This window comes from Alteromonas sp. DY56-G5, assembly GCF_041414725.1.
Lineage (GTDB): Bacteria > Pseudomonadota > Gammaproteobacteria > Enterobacterales > Alteromonadaceae > Alteromonas > Alteromonas macleodii.
Genome location: NZ_JANHZQ010000042.1, coordinates 19,098 through 36,476 on the forward strand (window position 1 = coordinate 19,098; position 17,379 = coordinate 36,476).

General features: G+C 39.6%; 15 protein-coding genes and 2 pseudogenes. 7 read left to right on the forward strand and 10 right to left on the reverse strand.

Annotation, left to right across the window (positions count from 1 at the left end; all coding sequences use genetic code 11):
- Nucleotides 1-969: 969 nt before the first annotated feature.
- The 8 genes and pseudogenes from NO989_RS17305 to NO989_RS17340 form a co-directional block, all read right to left on the reverse strand.
- Nucleotides 970-3,036, reverse strand: a complete 2,067-nt coding sequence (locus tag NO989_RS17305; RefSeq protein WP_015068627.1) for a peptidase domain-containing ABC transporter — start codon at nucleotides 3,034-3,036, stop codon at nucleotides 970-972.
- Entirely contained in the window at nucleotides 3,023-4,252 is a 1,230-nt protein-coding gene (locus tag NO989_RS17310; protein WP_015068628.1) for a hypothetical protein, read from the reverse strand. The genes NO989_RS17305 and NO989_RS17310 overlap by 14 nt, the downstream gene beginning before the upstream one ends.
- Nucleotides 4,242-5,201: a hypothetical protein gene (locus NO989_RS17315; protein WP_250245354.1), complete on the reverse strand. Its 960-nt coding sequence runs from the start codon at nucleotides 5,199-5,201 to the stop codon at nucleotides 4,242-4,244. Before NO989_RS17315 ends, NO989_RS17310 begins: the two co-directional genes overlap by 11 nt.
- 35 nt (nucleotides 5,202-5,236) lie before the next feature.
- On the reverse strand, nucleotides 5,237-5,404 hold the full coding sequence (locus NO989_RS17320) for a hypothetical protein (RefSeq protein ID WP_157669848.1): 168 nt from the start codon (nucleotides 5,402-5,404) through the stop codon (nucleotides 5,237-5,239).
- Between the two features lie 257 nt (nucleotides 5,405-5,661).
- Nucleotides 5,662-6,703, reverse strand: a pseudogene (locus NO989_RS17325) (IS3 family transposase).
- A 339-nt stretch (nucleotides 6,704-7,042) separates the two neighbouring features.
- On the reverse strand, nucleotides 7,043-7,336 hold the full coding sequence (locus NO989_RS17330; RefSeq protein ID WP_015068636.1) for a hypothetical protein: 294 nt from the start codon (nucleotides 7,334-7,336) through the stop codon (nucleotides 7,043-7,045).
- Nucleotides 7,337-7,509: 173 nt separating this feature from the next.
- Nucleotides 7,510-8,250 (reverse strand): nucleotidyl transferase AbiEii/AbiGii toxin family protein, encoded by a 741-nt coding sequence (locus NO989_RS17335; RefSeq protein ID WP_051025797.1) that lies wholly within the window; start codon nucleotides 8,248-8,250, stop codon nucleotides 7,510-7,512.
- 3 nt (nucleotides 8,251-8,253) lie between these two features.
- Complete coding sequence (locus NO989_RS17340) at nucleotides 8,254-8,460, reverse strand: hypothetical protein (RefSeq protein WP_015068638.1); 207 nt, start codon at nucleotides 8,458-8,460, stop codon at nucleotides 8,254-8,256.
- 254 nt (nucleotides 8,461-8,714) lie between these two features.
- Here NO989_RS17340 and NO989_RS17345 point away from each other — a divergent pair, with 254 nt between their 5' ends.
- Entirely contained in the window at nucleotides 8,715-9,122 is a 408-nt protein-coding gene (locus NO989_RS17345; protein WP_015068639.1) for a S24 family peptidase, read from the forward strand.
- Nucleotides 9,122-10,376, forward strand: a pseudogene (locus tag NO989_RS17350) (Y-family DNA polymerase). Before NO989_RS17345 ends, NO989_RS17350 begins: the two are co-directional and overlap by 1 nt.
- Here the strand turns inward: NO989_RS17350 and NO989_RS17355 are convergent.
- Entirely contained in the window at nucleotides 10,373-10,504 is a 132-nt protein-coding gene (locus NO989_RS17355; protein WP_257720492.1) for a hypothetical protein, read from the reverse strand. The pseudogene NO989_RS17350 and the gene NO989_RS17355 overlap by 4 nt on opposite strands.
- Before the next feature lie 237 nt (nucleotides 10,505-10,741).
- On the opposite strand from NO989_RS17355, the gene NO989_RS17360 reads away from it, so the two are divergent.
- The 4 genes from NO989_RS17360 (at nucleotide 10,742) to NO989_RS17375 (ending at nucleotide 15,372) form a co-directional block, all read left to right on the forward strand.
- Entirely contained in the window at nucleotides 10,742-11,197 is a 456-nt protein-coding gene (locus NO989_RS17360) for a hypothetical protein (protein WP_015068641.1), read from the forward strand.
- A gap of 27 nt (nucleotides 11,198-11,224) precedes the next feature.
- Nucleotides 11,225-13,270, forward strand: coding sequence for a hypothetical protein (locus NO989_RS17365; protein ID WP_015068642.1), 2,046 nt, complete (start codon nucleotides 11,225-11,227; stop codon nucleotides 13,268-13,270).
- A gap of 3 nt (nucleotides 13,271-13,273) precedes the next feature.
- Nucleotides 13,274-13,951 carry a hypothetical protein gene (locus NO989_RS17370; protein WP_015068643.1) on the forward strand — a complete coding sequence of 226 codons (678 nt, stop codon included), beginning with the start codon at nucleotides 13,274-13,276 and terminating at the stop codon, nucleotides 13,949-13,951.
- Between the two features lie 593 nt (nucleotides 13,952-14,544).
- The gene (locus NO989_RS17375) at nucleotides 14,545-15,372 is read left to right on the forward strand and encodes a hypothetical protein (RefSeq protein WP_015068644.1); all 828 of its coding nucleotides are present in this window, start codon (nucleotides 14,545-14,547) and stop codon (nucleotides 15,370-15,372) included.
- Nucleotides 15,373-15,417: 45 nt separating this feature from the next.
- On the opposite strand, the gene NO989_RS17380 is transcribed toward NO989_RS17375, so the two are convergent.
- Entirely contained in the window at nucleotides 15,418-16,251 is an 834-nt protein-coding gene (locus NO989_RS17380; RefSeq protein WP_015068645.1) for a hypothetical protein, read from the reverse strand.
- 783 nt (nucleotides 16,252-17,034) lie between these two features.
- Between NO989_RS17380 and NO989_RS17385 the strand changes: the two genes are divergently transcribed.
- Nucleotides 17,035-17,379 (forward strand): J517_1871 family lipoprotein (locus NO989_RS17385; protein WP_371342946.1); only part of this gene is annotated, 345 nt, incomplete at its 3' end.

Here is a 17,379-nt window from a genome sequence, read left to right on the forward strand (position 1 = left end):
TCCCACTTTAGCTTATATCTAGCTAATCAATTCGGTGAATAGTGCCCTTCGTTACTTTGCCAAATGAGAACTAGTCTCCTCGAAAAATTCTATCCCATAATACAGGTGATAGCTTTATGCTTAAAGTGCGACAATTTCTGTAATTAATTATGCAAGCAAGGTAAACGATGCCAACTATTATTTTGGGATTAGAAGATATGAAGCGGTTTGAGCAAGCGGAGGTAGTCTTAACGAACTTGCTAATGTTACAGCACCCTACCGAAAAAAAATTCATAATAAGTCATGACGACATTGTTGTATCAATAGAAGCAGCTATTGGATAGATCCATTCCACTATTAACAATAGAACGCAATTAATAAGAGGATATAATGGGAATAAAGCGGCGCATTGCCGTCTAATCTCAAAGAAGCGTTGACATACACGCTAGCGGCGCTCGTTATATCTGGCTGAGGGAAAACATGAATACCACTGTTTTTAGATTGGCAAAGCTTGCCGAGGCGCCGTACCATTGTTAGTGTGATTACGTCAAAATCGCTTGGTACTTACACCGTCAGTATCCCTTGGTAATCACACTATTATAACTCAAACTAACATATGCAACTCTTCTGCTCTGTTATCTGATAAGCTCTGAACTGCACTCGCTATTAAAACAAATTGCATTGTACCTAATTTCATTACGATTTTTGTTTAGGCATAACTCTGAAGATGTTCGATGTTCCCAGTTTAAAGCCCACAGATGAAAGTCGGCCGCAAATTTTTTATTTACAGAAGCGAGGCCACAACTCATGTCGTCTACAATTACACACTCTTCGTGCTTTGTGCACTCAAACCATTCTTTACTAGATTTCAATGGTATAATCATGGAATCAGTGATTAGAGGACGATAAATTGTGTTAAAACTTTTATTTGTAGAACAAGCAAACAACATTAAAAAAATTAGAGAGCATATGATGGACTCTTTGACATATTTATTCATCATTAATTACCTTAAGCGAGGATTTAGAAAATTCGACTAAGAGATCTAAACCTTGAAGCGTCTCTGGCCTATGTGAAATAATGAACAAAGTCTTACCTGCATTTTTTAACATATTGATGACCGCTCTTTCTGATTCGATATCCAAATTTGCAGTAGCTTCGTCCAAGATTAAGATGTTTTTGTTCAAATATAAAGACCTCGCAAGAAGCACTCTTTGAACCTGACCAGCAGATAAAGAACTTATATTTGGCCCAACTAGTGTCTCGTATCTCATCGGCATCGTCGCTATCTGCTCATGCAATCCAACCAATTTAGCACACTCAACAATTCTATTTACATCTAAATGTTCATCGAAAAAACTTATATTGTCGCCTATCGAACCATTTAACAAACTATCCGTTTGTAAAATTGCCATTACATCTAGATCTGACATATTGATGCTGTCCTTTGGCACTTTGTTACCATTAAGCAAAATTTTGCCCCTAGTCGGGCTTTCTAAACCTAGTATAAGTTTTACAAGTGTGGATTTTCCTTTGCCTGAAGGGCCATATAGTCCAATGGAAGAACCTTTAGAAACACAAAAGTTTAGATCTTCGATTAGATACTCACTCGCCCCAGGATACTTAAAGTACAGATTTTGAAACTCAATAGCTATATCTGACGTATTCGAGAACGTATAGTTTGACCCCACTGGTTGCGAACGAATTGAAGCTATTCTTGTAAGATATATTGATGATTCCTTAATTGAGAAAAAATGCATACTAAGAGATGAAACTCTAGCATTTACAAGCCCTATAGTCGCGATGATTGCCAGAAGTGAGCCAACTGTTATAACCTCGCTTATAAGTAAATGCGTTGAATAGCTGATAATGATTAAAAGTTGTATATTAGCGATCATTGTATGAACGGAGTTTAATTTAAATTTAAAATATTCGTCTTTGATCGTCGCCATCGTGGACTTTGACAGTCTATTATTGAGTCTTTTAGATTGGTTAAAGTAATTTCCGGAGACTCTATATTGTGTCATGCACCTGACAGACTCTTCAGCCATAGAACGCCAGTTGGACCATGATTCAATAGCTTTTAGCGAGTTACTTTTTAATTTTGGAAGCGTATATAACTGCATAGAAAAATTAATAAAAATACCAAAAAAGCAAATAATAAAAATAACTGGTGAGAAAATAAAAAGTACAACAAGCAAAACGAATAAAGCACATGAATCAATAAATAAAAATGTAATATTTTCCGAAAGAACTGTTCGTAAATTAGTTAAAGAGCTTATTTTATCTACAATGCTAGTAGACTCATTTTTGTAAAAAAAATCTAGAGGTATTTTGAACAACTTATTAGATATCGATGAGGAGAACTTAAAGAAAACTGAAGCACCAAACTTTAAAGTAATTTCTGTTCTATAAAGACTTAGTAAAAATGATAATAAACAAATAATGAAGAGGATAAAAGCCGTTGGTGCAATAAGTTGGGAGTTTTTTGTGAAAGCAATAAAGTCTGAAAAATATTTCAGAGATAATGGTATTGAGACCGACAAGATTTGTTCAATAATAGCTATTGAGATTATTAATAATAATGCTTTAATATTCGAACTATCGCGAAAAACAATATCCCTCAACCCTGAATTCGAACCTTCCTTCAGTTCTTTAAAATCAGCGCCTGGCCAACACTCTATTGCGATTCCTGAGAACATATTAGAAAAATCTTCAATGCTGACTTCTCTTCGACCGCTTGAAGGATCAACTATGACCGCGCGCTTATGATTAATTCTTTCTAATATAACAAAGTGGCTAAGAGACCAATGAATAATTACAGGGTGACGAAATTCGTGAAGGTCTTCAATTTCTAACCTTAATACTCTAGAGTCAATATTCAGATAGTTTAATATCTCACAAATTTGATAAGAATTATTTCCTCTTATTGAAGAAGGAAAAGATAATTTTATTTTGTCAATAGAGGTACTATAGCTAAAATAGTCAGCAACCATTGCAACACAAACAATTCCGCATTCGGCAATCTCGGCCTGATAAATTTCTTTAACTCTTGTCATACGGAAATAACCTATTAAAAATCGTTTTCTCTGGGAGTTTTATATTTATTTCGACCGGTGTCCCTAAAGGGAAATGACCTATAACATCTTGATTTTTAACTGAAAATTGTAAAATCGCCTCGTTTCCTAAAGATTCACTTTCTTTTATATTCTCATTGAATACTGTTAACGATATAATTTTTAATAACTCCCCCTTAATAACAATATCACGAGCATTTTGTTTATCTCTAATCTTAAAGATAGCTTCAGAACCGATTGGTAGAAAGTGAGAAGATTCCAATTGAGCTTGAGACCGAACAATAACTTGTGAGTCATTATTAATTGAGTATCCAATTATATCATTTTCATTAACAAAGGAGTCAGAATGAAGAAATGGGCTCTTATGAAAATCACCATTTTTCTGTAATTTTTGGGAAAAATAATTGTTCTCAATATAGTTTTGTATATCGAATTGGACGTCTTTAGACAAAAGCTTATAGTTATTTCTTTCTAATTCCAATCTCTTCTCTAAATTAAAAACTTCGCTATTTGCGATTTTTTTCGATAAACGTAACTCTTCCAAATCATTGACTAACTTTAATATTTGCAGCTCTGAATCAGCATACCTTGCTTTTGAATTTGCTAATTCTGCTTTCGAAGTAGCGCCGAATTTTTCCGCTTCATAATTTATTCTATAAATTTGCTTGAAAGAAATTACCATACTTTTAAGCTTCTCTCTTTGAAGCTCTAAGTTTTCTATTTTATTTGAAAGCAGTCTGATCTTTTTTTTCTTTAACTCCAAATCACTTACTATCTGTTTAACAATCAAACTAATATTTTCTTCCAAAATTCCAAGCCTTTCTTTATATAGGCTTTCAATTATGTTTTCTTTTCTTTCAAAAAAAAATTTTCCTGTTTTCTTTGATATTGTAAATAAAACGCTTTCACTCCTTCCTATTTTTTCATCATTAAAATGAACAAACCCAGCTACAGGTGCTTTGTAGACCGATATATCGGAATGATATGTTTCACCATAAAGAGACATTTTTCGAGGAATAGGTAGATAAAAAACAATGATAGTTAAACAAACAATCACTAAAGCAAAAAAAAATATAAATATAATACTCGATTTTTTAAATTTATATTCTAACTCAGAGATACCATTATTATTCTTGGTTAAAGCATCGATTCGATAAATACTTTTAGCATTACCATAATAATCAAACTCACTCGACATAAAATTTATCTACGCTAACGTTTTCATCAACATTGTTACCATTTAAAAGGAAATTTATTGTTTTTTGAAAAACTTTACATTCGGGGAAATACAGCTCAAGGAATAAATAAGAACCGGCTGGATTTACTTCTAGAAAGTAGAGATTATTATCTTTTCCCATAATAAAATCAAAAACACCAAAATTTAAATTTAGGCTCTTGAGCATTTTCCGACACAGGAAAATGAGATTGTCTGTTGGCAAAAATAATTCAACACAAAACTCTTCTTTGGGCCAAATACGCCAATCAAACCCGTACGCTCCAGAATTTGGACTAATTTTGCAACTGGCGTAATCATCTTCCCATAATGCAATTCTAACTTCATATTTTTTTTCAATAAAATTTTGGAAGATTCCCGGAAGAGATACAATGGTTAGTTCTAAAAGTTCTTGACGTTTTATCAATGTTGGACCAACAAATGAGTTATCTGCCACGCCTTGAGATTGCAAAGGTTTGAATAAAACTTTCTCTCCAAATAAATTTAGCACCTCGTTCTTATTGTTACCAATATATGTTTTCGGAAGAGTAAATCCTAAACTCTGTGCAATTTTGTGTTGAATTAACTTGTTTTCAGCGTTACTCGAGTATGGGTGCTTAACCATAGAATTTGAACTTTGCGAAAGCAATTCAATATAATATTTAACAAATTTGTTAAAATTGAATATTTCAAACTCATTTCCATCGTATATTCGCGCATTGTCTACTTTCGGTATACGCCAAAACAATGACGAAAAACAACTTTTATCTAGATCATCTATAAATGGAAAGCTGCCTTGAGAAAATTTTATACCACGCTCAGACTCGATTTCGTCAGCTATGTTAAGGTATTCGATTCCTCTAACTGTTAAATATCTTTCAAGAGACTTAACTAACGGATCTTTATAATTTATTTCGTTCGAGATTAATATCATATTTTAAAAGCCCCTAAATAGGGGCTACACATTAATTATTTTTCTACTGGATCAGCAAAGCATATTGTTTTGCCATTTTCACTTATACAACAAACAGGTCCAGCTCCAGAAACAGCTTTCATCTCCTGTTCTGATAATACTTTTGTTACTTTATCCGTTAGTTTCTTCTGATCTTTATTTTTACCACTAAACATTTTAAGCATAAAAACTCCTTGATTTTTTTACAATGCTGAACTATTCAGCTTTATAATAGTTGATCAAATTGTTTATTTATTCAAGCTCGTCAGTAGGTTAGTTTTTATGAATTTTTTTTTACATAAGGAGCTGTTAAGATCATGAATCGCGAATTCAATTCCGAAGTGCACCACTCGCTAAATTAAGTTGCCTTTCGTAATTCATTGATTACTGCAATGGTCTGCTTATAGCCAAGACATTTTTTTGGCCTTAGGAAGATGGGGTTCTAACCCGTTTTCACGGACGGTTTAGTAAAGACGTAAACTTGTTGTTTTCATTAGCAAGTCTACGCCGCATTCTTGGATTATGGGACCGTTCTACATAATCAAATATATCTGCTCTTGCTTCATCTCTTGTTCGGTATTGCCGATAGTTAATGCGCTCCCGCTTCAACACATCGAAGAACCCTTCACAGGTAGCATTATCTGCACAATGGCCAACCTTACTCATGCTACTGGTTAAATTCTTCTGCTTTAGCAGCCGTTGGTAGTCTCCACCGGTGAATCGAGTACCGCGATCTGAGTGCAAGATCACGTTATGCTGTTCCTGGCGCTGCCAGACTCCCATCTCAACCGCACGCATCACCATATGGCGTTCCTGTCGATGATGCATCGACAATTTAACAATGAGTTTGCTGAACAGATCCAGCACGACACACAAATAGAGTTTTCCTTCCAGCGTCACGACCTTTGTGATAGCAGTCATCCATTTGGTTTCTGGCTCACGGGCGTAAAAGTCACGTTTTAAATGGTTGGATAGTCCGGCTGCGCGCACTGATTTTCGCTTTGCACCTCGGCCCTTTTTACGTGACCAGCCAAAAAGTCCATTCAGAGACACCAATCTGGCCACACGGTTTAAACTCGCTTGCTTGCCTTCAGCTTGCAGATCCTCGTACATCCGAGGTGCACCGATAATCCCGCCACTGTCATCATGGATCTCATGCATTCGCTCTACCAACCTGGCATTAGCAAGGTCTCTTTTACTTGGTTGACGCTCCACCCAAGCGTAATAGCTGCTGGGAGAAACGTTCAAACAACGACACATGAGGCCAACTGAGAATGTTGCGCGGCAACCCGATATATCCAGATACCTTACGGTAACTCTTTGGCGAAGAACGTTGCCGCTTCGCGCTTCCAGCGACTCAGGAGGTTAGGAATGATACCAATATCCAATGCAATCTGCTCACAAATGGCATCACGCTGCTGGGCAAGTAATACCGCTTTGCGTTTGAACTCTGGGGAATACTTTCTTCGTTTGGTCTTAGACACTCCTTTCTGGCACAGTATGCCTTTTTATGGATGTGTCCGTAAAATCTGGGTAGAACACGAAAACGCATACCTGATATTTGTGCTCCTCATGCGGCGAGGATTAGGCATTCTTCCTATGCAAAAAGTGTGTTTGAGCGAATTTATACTGACTCCATTCATGGCAATGGTCGATGAGCATATACAACAGCACTATCTTAAAGCGTTCCCCCCCGTTAGCGAAGATTGCGAATGGCTGATAGAAGCTACAAAGATAAACGCAGAAGGAGGTTTACTCGCGAGTGGAATTAAACAAATCTCGCCACGAACTCAAACAAAGCGCTTTAAATGCTGTCAATTGCGCTAATTCAGATTTCGAGGGGATGGGCGCAACACCCCAATTAGTGTTGATTTGCTATCGGGTGATGAGCTTTCAAACCATATGTTGCATGCTTCATTTAGTTTGTTGAGTAGCTTGTATTCGTCTGTTGGATAGTGCCACTTGAACTTTGCACCAGAACCAGAAAAGCTGTTTACCCAATCAATATCTACTGGGTTTTTCTGCTCAATTAGATCCATAAGTATCGCTTTCGGAGAGCTATTTTCAGAAGCACATCCTCCTATTAATAAGGGGATAACAAGTAACATGTTCTTCATAATCATTCCTTGATACTACATTTTCAATATTTATAAGAGACCAGAACAATCTTTTTCGCAGTCATAGTCTAAGATCCAACTGATGAAAGCGTCCGAAATTGATATTAAAATTGGCTGGCAATTTTGTACTCTACGCCAATATATTGATGTTCCTTTGAAGTATCTCTTTACCCCTAACCCAGATTAGGGCCATCAGTTAATTGTTGTCGCTCTGCCAGTTCATGCTTTATTTTCACTATCCACTCCCCTGCGCTTTGGTGTAGGTTTTCTAGTGTTGCTTCGTCAGTTATATCGAGCTTCGCTGCAGCGGATAGTATTGGCCCGGGATTAGCCAAGAACGTGTCTAATTGCTTGTGAAGTGTTTTAAATGGGGCTTCGCCATAATGCCGCTTTACCTCAGCCCATGCTTTTTGGCTAGGAGCGCCCCACTTTCTTTGCATGGTCAATAAGTCGATGAAGTCTTTTTTGTCAGGGAAAGCATACCTGTCAGCCAGTGCGAGAAGTTTAGTAATGTAACAGCTGTCTTGGTCTAGTGCCGGCACAGGTAAGCTGGTGGTTTCAGCCATACTTAGTCGGTAGTCGCTAAAAGAAATAAATTCTAGCTTTATTGGTGTATCGTTGACCTTTATCGCGGTTCTAACACCGTATCGGTCTGCACGTATTTCTCTAATTAACTCCAGCTCACCGCTAACCAGGTCACCAAAACTAGATGAAGATACCTCAGAGCGAACCGCACGGTATGATTCGATAGAAGGACAGACAAAATCAATGTCTACAGACTCACGAAATTCATCAAGCTCCATGGCAATGCGTGTGCCACCACCAAAGAGCACCTTGTTGTCCAACAAGAATGCTTTGTCAAACTGAAGTAGCGCCTCATGAATGGCGTTATGTCGTGCTCTTCTATACATCATCACTTATCCATTGGGCATAAATACGCCCTTTCCTTCTGTCTCAATCAATTCCTGTAAAAATGCATGTTCAGCTTGGGTCATTTCAGCTTCATCAACAAATCGCCACCTGCTCTCGTAATACAGGTATGCATCAGCCTCTGATAATTCAGAAACATTTTGCATATCCCATAAAAGAGACTTTAAAACTGGGTATTGGTCAACGTTTATCATAAGGGGGAAACTACCTTAACTGTAACACTAGCGATACTAGCGTTTTTGAAGTGAATTTTCAGCTAAATAAGTCGGGTTTACTGGGTAGTGACTATTATCCAATGGTTTTTGTCTTGTGGCGCTCGTGCAAGTGATAGATGAGTGAATTACGCGATTGCTTTTAGCTAGTTATAAACAGTGTTTGAATTGTAATTTGACCTAATCGCCGCGTTAAAATTACAATTAACTGTATATTTGTACAGTTAAGCGTTTTTATGAAAGTAATCCCTATTAAAGCACAAGCCGGTCTCATTGGTTTTGAATCCGCAGCAGCTGAATATACCGAAATGGAGCTCAGTTTAGACGAACTTTTGATTGAAAAACCTTCCGCAACGTGGATTGGTCTTGCTCAGGGCCACTCAATGGAATTGGACGGTATCTTTGACGGCGATATCCTCATCGTTTCTCGTGCTGAAGAGATTAAGCACATGTCGGTCATTGTCGCAGTGCTAAATGGCGTATTTTGTTGTAAGCGATTAGATCTCCACCAGCGCGCACTCATATCGGCTCAGCGAAATGCTCGACCTTATTTTCTTCGTGACGGTGACGACTTTTCTGTTGAAGGGGTAGTAACCAGGTCGGTTCGCATACATAAGCCACTAAATCGAAAAATAGGCGCGTAATGTACTTTCTAATTGATTCTACGAGCTTCTATTGTTCAGCTGAAAAGGTGTTCGCTCCCCATCTGCGTAAGCGCCCTACCATCACCCTAAGCAAATGACGGCGCAATTGTGGCAGTTTGCCCTATTGCAAAGCGCCTCGGAATTAAGAAATTTGTCCCCTTTTTTCAGGTTAGGGATCTTGTTAATAAACACAACGTGGTTGTGACCAGCTCAAACTACGAACTCTATCAGTCACTGAGTAATAAAATGATGGATACGATTGCTCGGTTTGCAGATGACGTTCATATCTACTCGATTGACGAACTGTTCGCACGTTTTGATAAACCACTAAATCATGAAAGCTGGCTTTCCCTAGGCCTCGAGATAAGAAAGACCGTTTGGAAAGAAGTGCGCCTACCCGTAGGCGCCGGTGGAGGACCAACACCAACATTAGCGAAAGCAGCCAGTCATGCAGCAAAGCGCATTGAGGGATACCGCGGCGTTGCCGTTATCGCTTCAGATGAAGAGCGGGTGGCCATACTTAAACAAATGGCAGTGACGGACGTCTGGGGCATTGGAAGCCGATTGGGGAAAAAACTTGAATTTATGGGTATCCACAGTGCTTATGAACTCTCTAAAAAATCGCCGACGTATATGCGCAAACAGTTTTCTATTCTGGTGGAAAATACTATCAGAGAGCTTAATGGTGAAGTTCGAATAGCGTGGGACGATGTAAGGCCAGACAAGCAGCAAATATACAGCACCAGAACGTTTGGGGAGCGCGTGACCAGCAGCAATGAGTTACATAGAGCGCTTGTAGGCCATTGTGAAGCGGCAATGGCTAAATTACGAAAGCAAAATAGTTTAGCCGGTGCGATGACCGTCTTTGCTTCAAACTCACCGCATGATGATACCGCGTTCTACCGGAAATCAGCGTATCACCAGTTCGCGGTACCCACACTTGATACGCGTGTTGCATCTAACGCGATAAAAGCGTTGATTGATAAAATATTCAAACCAGGCGTGTGTTTTTACAAATGCGGTGTAGGGTTATTGGATATACGGCCGCAAACCCATTATCAAGGAAACTTGTTTGAACCCTCTCAAGTTAATGCCGGGCTGATGCACGTTGTTGATGCAATCAACGGTCGCTACGGCAAAAGTAGCATGCAAATAGCATCTAAGGGCTTCGGTAAAAAGCACGCGATGCGCAGAGATTACCTATCAAAGCGTGCAACAACAAGGTGGAGTGATATACCTACAATCGTTTGTTAGACATAAGGCATCGACTTACTGGATAGTGCCAGATAAACGTACCAATTCACGGTAGGAACCCCTAATACCTTTGGCTTAGGTGACTTGAGAAAGTTAACGATTTGCTCTTCTACTCTTTTTCTGCTCATTTAAAATTCCTGTTGTTTTTCAACTCCTGAATAATACTAGTTAGGTTACTGTTTTTTGAGCTCACCACAAGTGATGCTGCGTATTGTTACACTTTTGACTTTTAGATATTTAAATCAAAAAGAGCATGTTTTCCCTGCGAACAAATCAAAAATATTGGTACCATAATCAAAAGAGCAGCGTGAAAACTCTATTTTCCCCTATTGACGTGGATTTATTAAGAAACCGGAAATAGTTGTATGTCTGGAAGGCTAACAAAAAGTGAAATTGCGGATATTATTAGCGAATACTCGTTTATTAGATGTAATGAACAAAGCATAAATCGTGGCGGTTACGTAGCGCTACATAACGTCAATCATTGCGTTTCCCACTTAATGACTGAAATAAACTGCGAAGATGTTGATGAGACAACGCTAAGGCATAAAATTGAGGGTTTACGCCTTACAGAAGACAGGCTTAAATCCTTGCTTTCTGAAGAAAATGAAGAGATAAGTTGGTTTACTAGGGAGCTGTTTAAAGGGACAGACATCGACCCTGAATCTGCTGGCACCCTAATAAAAACGATTGCCGAAAATATAGTTGAGATATCTCGACAGGAATATGCACACTACGTCACGGACGGGTTATCTGCTGTTTCAACGCTCGATAATGTTGCAAATATACAGGCGCTCATTGATAGCCGACAATTTGACTGACTTTTAGCATTTTCAGGGAGGGAAAATATGGTTGAACTAATCTCACTGTTTGAGCGCAATGACCAAGAATGGAAACTAGTACCGACGAAGTTTACGCAACCGCAAGACATCGCCGAATTACTCGAATTTGATGTGCCGGCGCCTCTAACAAAAGAAGGCCTGAAAAAGCATCTTGAAGCCCATATAAAGAACCTGTTAGCGAGCGAAGCATTACCAGCAAACGATTTTGATACCATACAAAGTCATATCGCTTTGAGATATTTTATCGCTGATGAAAAACAACATGGCCATGCCCACACTTTTTTGCGATTACTGCGGTATTACATTGGCGTAACAGAACACTATCCATCATCACCACAGCAATGGAGAAAGATAAAATCACTGCTAGAGGCATATGCCTTTCTATGTGATTACGACAGCGATAAGAGCATGGCTTTAAGTAATAATAATCAAAACATCATCATTGCAAACGCTGCCAAGACGCTCATCGCCAAGGGGTATAATATTAGTATTAAACTCGGCCGCGTAGAGTTTGATAAGGACAGTGAAGAGCGTTTGTTTGAAGCCTTGAGCTATCGATTTAACAAAATGGGGTATTTTGCGTTAGAAAACACGCTTCACTTAATGGGGAGCTTTTATAACAGGCAAACTAAGCGCTACTATTTTCGACGTTCACCTTCACCAAATAGAAAACTTGAACCCAGCATCCCATGGGGTTATCTGTTTAATTTGAGCCTGGCCAATCTACATGAGCCTGTAAAATCTAAAAAACTAAAAAATTGGTACAATGAATGCGTAGAGTTGGCGCAGTTGTACTTCTGTATTCATGATTTACAGACGTTCAACGTTTATCAAGATATGTTCCATACTCACAACACCATACTGCCGGCGATACAGAAGCAAATATTGTATGACCAGCATTACGCGCTTGACCAAATTAATGCTGAGCACATGATAGCAATGGTTGAAGGTCAGTTTGCATCACCGCTAGTGACAACTAAGGGCTTCAACGCAACTATCCATATTGATTTACTTAAATGGGCATCAAAACAGGCTACGCATGATTCGCCGTTGTTCTTTACCCCCCAACAACTACTGCATCCGCTAGGTTTGAAGTACACCTTAGATGAAATCGAAGCTGTGCTCACCGAATTATCCCAGGATGCAAAAAAACTTAACCGAGGATACCTTCAGCCGGAAGATATTAGTCAGCGAAATTACTTTATGAAGCCGTTTATAAAAACAGGCGAAAAATATTGCTATGTTAACCCTACACTTTGCAATTTTGGGTTCTACTTCTCGCTTGAGCAGAAACTCAATCCAAATCGAAAAAACGGAAATATAGTCGGCGATATTGCAGAAGAGCTTGTCAGCAGTTTGCTCACGAAGCATGGTGTTACGTTCTATGCTGGAAAAAAATACAAAGTTAGCGATGCTATACGCAAAGACCTGAAGGTTGAAAGTAAAGAACGTGAATGTGATTTTATTATTGAAACAGACGACACCATTATTTTTCTTGAGCTAAAAAGAAAGACACTGACATCCTTCTCTCGAGCAGGAAACACAATGAAGTCAATCATTGATGTATCACAGTCACTCTTCCATGCGCTTGCGCAGACAGGAGTTCATGAGTATACCTTGCGAAAGCAAGACAAAATAACCTTTAAGGACGGAACAGAGCTATCTTTGAATGGCCGTAATGTAGAGCGCGTTGCCTTGACATTATTTGGTTACTTCGGGCTACAAGATGGTTCTTTCGTCCATATGATACTAAAAACGTTGATCAACGCCAGGATACAAAGCGGCAATGAGGAAGAAGATAAGAAGGCCAATAAATACTTGGAAGAACTCCGATCTCAGTATAAAACCGATATTTTTCAAGAGTACTATTGTAAAGACAACCACAATTCTTTCTTCAACTGCCGTTTTTTCAGTGTTCCTCAACTACTCACCATGCTAAAGAACGCGAAAGACAACGAAACGTTTCTTACTGAATTTAATCGAACCAGGCACATGACTGATGGCTCAAAGGACTGGTTCAAAGAATACGAGTACTACAGAAAATTGAGGTGATGAATGCTCAAATGCTTAACGTCGTTGTTTTCTAGCAAGAAAACAGCTAACAGCAGTGATGATACTTCACTGAATACAAATAATAACACCGTGGCCAATGCGCCAGTTAATAAGACAGAAAAGACATCAAGGTTTCAACCCAAAATGGAAATATCCCAAGACCTACTGGATGAAATTAAAAACTGGGAAATCATTGAACTGCCACGCCGCATTTATCACGGCTGTCAATCCTCTGACACCAGCGTCGACATACAAAAACTAACACTTATTGGCAATAAATGGTTTTCAACGAGCATGCATTATGCTGGCTCATACGCATGGCATTTCATGAGAAACGCGAATCCACCAGCAAATTCTAGGTACTGTTTAAAGCTCTCTTCATCAAAAGTGTGGCGCGGTATAAAAAGGCCTGATGACTTTAAGGACTTACCAAATTTCCTCAGTAAATGCTTTAAGCTATCGGGCTATAATAACAGTTTTCAATTCCAACATACGTTGCAGCTGCACTTACATGAATTGTTTGGACGTGACTCAGACATCATTGGCTATTACTGGGCGGACGGTGGTGATGGCAATGATGAAATATGTATTCCAGAATGTCAGGAATATTACAAGGTAGAATCAGCGACCCTACTACCGGATGAAAAAGAGGAGTTTGATAAAAAGTTTGGCAATAAATAACCAGATTGGCATGTGGCTGGATTAGTGTGATAACCGAGAATTGGTATCTGAAATCTGTCGAACCATATATGCTTCTCTACCTTCATAAATCGGACGCTCTTCGGTAGCGTTCGTTTCATCTATGAGAGAATAAGACGTCTAATACCAGTAATGCTATCACTGTATAGCTTGTCCGTTGATAAATACTTTAGGTACTGCTTTTCCTGACCCAATGACTATTTGTTACACCAGTAAGAGAACCAATGTCGGTCACACACTCCGAACCTCTCCCCTTTTTTCATAAACACCTAGATATTCACTTAACCAAGATCTATGAAGTTCTGAACCGGCCAGCAATTTTCTTAACCATCGTGGAGCTAACCACCGGCTGTAGCCCCAAATGTATGACCAATGCAAAATGTTATTAAGCAGGATATTTCACCACTTATGGTTACACTTACTATGTTATACGAAATTACGAAGGTCAAAATAGCTTAGTCTAATTCGATAAGACGCGATTTTAGGTGGTTTAACAAACTTTCATAAGGGTACAGCGAGTTAAGCTTTGTACTCAATACATTGTTAACACACTTATAGAAATTGGAGCAGCTAATATGAGTACACCTATTATTGAAATTATACGAGACCTTTCAATCGCATCACAAAGCCACGTCATTAAGCGAAATATGGTGGATGAAGAGCCTCTAAAGGTATTGAGCAAGATTTTACCCGTAGTACATATGAAAGAAGCAGTAGAACACATTCCTGTCGGTGCGTTTGGGAATATGAGTCAAACTCGGATAACTGGTATCCCCTCACATGAGCCCACATGGCTTGGGACACTAAAAGAGTATATTCACGGCGAGGGATGGACAGACGAGGTAATTGATTACTTCAAAAGTGAAATAAAGGACCAACCATTCCCCGCCGCTGGCGCTAGAGGTGTATTACAAGTGCACTCTTACAACGGAATATGTTTTGCGAGCAACGGTAGTCACCGGCTAGTGGGGTTAGTGTGTTATTTAGCCGCGAAATACGGTGATAGCGCCATAGCTAAAAGTGTGAACCACCGCGGTACTGTTTTTGATAGTGACGCGCTAGCGCTACTTCAGCGACTGTACGGCCATTCTACCACCGGAATAAAGTTAATGAGTCGTATGGAGTTAGAAGGAAACGTAGAAGTGGGTGTAAGTAATCTTATCAACATTGATGAGCGATATTATACGTATAAAGATGGAAAGTTTGTGTTGCTATGGCCACAGCCTGCTACTCGCCTTCAAAAGCTTCTCAAAAGAGAGGAAATCCGCAAACATCAGGCTAAGTTTGAAAAGCAAAAGTACACAATATTGAATCATGAAGACTTTAAGCGATTAATTGAAACAACGTGGCTTACTCAAGCGCTCGCAATACATAATAGAACCAAAAGAAAGAACTACGTATAATGAGAATTTAAATGTGAGGGCACCATATTGGCGCCCTTACGCCACTTAGAACCAGCGCTCATCGATAAAGGCTAATTCTTCAGTCACCACATCAAGGTCATGACCAATTGTAAGGGCTTCGAATAAGGGAACAAAAGAGAGATACATCTCATTGAGGTATTCCTCACCGAGAGGATTAACTAATCGATCGTCCTTATCCTGATAATCATCTAACAACTGTCGTTCGCTTGCGCTCCAATCGGCGTTGCGTCGCGAGTTATTGTAATACCAATAAAGACGAGAGAAGTTTACGGGTTGAAATAAATAAAAAACTTGTTCGAAAGACACCTTTGAGATGATGTTGCGATTAGCAACACAGCGTAAAAAGAAAACAATAAAGATAAGCCTTATTTCGGCCTGCCGGCTGAACGTCCCCTCCCCATTCTCGCGCAAACAACACAATGCCGCAGATAATTGCTTGTGTTGTTCAAAATGACGCAAATAACGAAGGTCCGGTATTCTGCGTAAATGCCTCACAAGCACGGGATACCACGATGATGGCATGCTTTCATGCCATAAATCACTCGTCATCGAACTTAACTGATCAACGGATTCGCTATCAATACTGTCGATGTATCGCATAAACACCTCGACAACCGCGGGTGAGCTCGCATGCCAATCCAAATTGTCGGATTCGATGCTCAAGCGTTTAAGTAACTGGACCGAGCAGTCTTTATTTTTGACAACTAACTCTGATTGGTTTTGATAGCCAAGAAGCTCCGCGTACAAATCCGCAGCTTTGGACGAAGATATAACGTTGTCGCCCAATCGGTCTTTAATAGCCGCGAGCAAGAGACTGTGACGGGCTTTTTTAGCTGCGAACGGATTTAAATTAGACATAAATTATCCTCAATGTGTATTAACATCGATATACTGCGCTTACATCGATGCTCGAGAATAATTACGAGAAGCGATGGTATTCAAATAGCTGTCTTTCTCCATTACGCAGGGTGGGCGGTCGCAGCAGGATAACCAGCCCATTATTGTAGGGACATCTAGGCAGAAAAACAACACTAGATGAATCCGACTTATCGATAATCTTATAGTTCTATTCAACACAAAGTGCGTTATAAAAGGGGGCGCGTAACCAAGCGCCCTACTAACAACGAAAAAGTGAATAACTCATCAAACACCAGCAAATCCAACGAATAAACCATCCACAACCTTGTTGATAACTGGGTAAAGAAAATTACTACGGCAACATACCCTAAAATTCCCTAAACCAATAAATCCTTTTCTCACCAACACAGCATAAGAACCCTAGCCGGACTCATTGACTAAAGCGCAAGCTAGGACGACTCACCCACAACAAAGGACTCACCTCACACACCACTATACATCCACCAACCTGCCCCATAGTAAACGTGCGTTACTTGTCCACTACCTGTGACCCACTTTCGTTTACCTCCCCTACTCACTCACCAATTTCTCACGTTCTACCTGCACAACTGCGCGGAGCGCGCTGCCGCCGCAGCGAAGCTGCGGGAAGTTTGGCAAGACGGTATAGGGGTATGTTGCCGTAGTAATTGGCAGGTGGTTGTGTTTTTTCTTCAGAATCACGCGTACTATGGTCATTCCGTACTACACTGGTACCTACCACACCTATTCACATTAAGGACGATTATGAATGTACGCAAATATCTGGTTTTAGGCTCGTTGGCTTTAGCCGGATGCCAGTCTCCCGTTGATGATATGCTTAACAACAATTTTGTGCAGATAAAGGCTGAGCCGGCACCCTCACAAATCATTGGGTTCTGGACAGGTAACATGGGCCCTTACCTCGCGAGCCTGAGTTTCGATAAGTCGGGTAACGGGTACTTTTGCTATTCCTACGGAACAGCGGACGTTATTCAAAAGGTTAAATACGCTGAAGACACTATCTTTATCCAAGATGGGGTTTTGCGCCCATCCCCTCGAAATCGGCATCAGAATGATGACGGCCAAATGAACGCGCTTTTTGTGAATTCT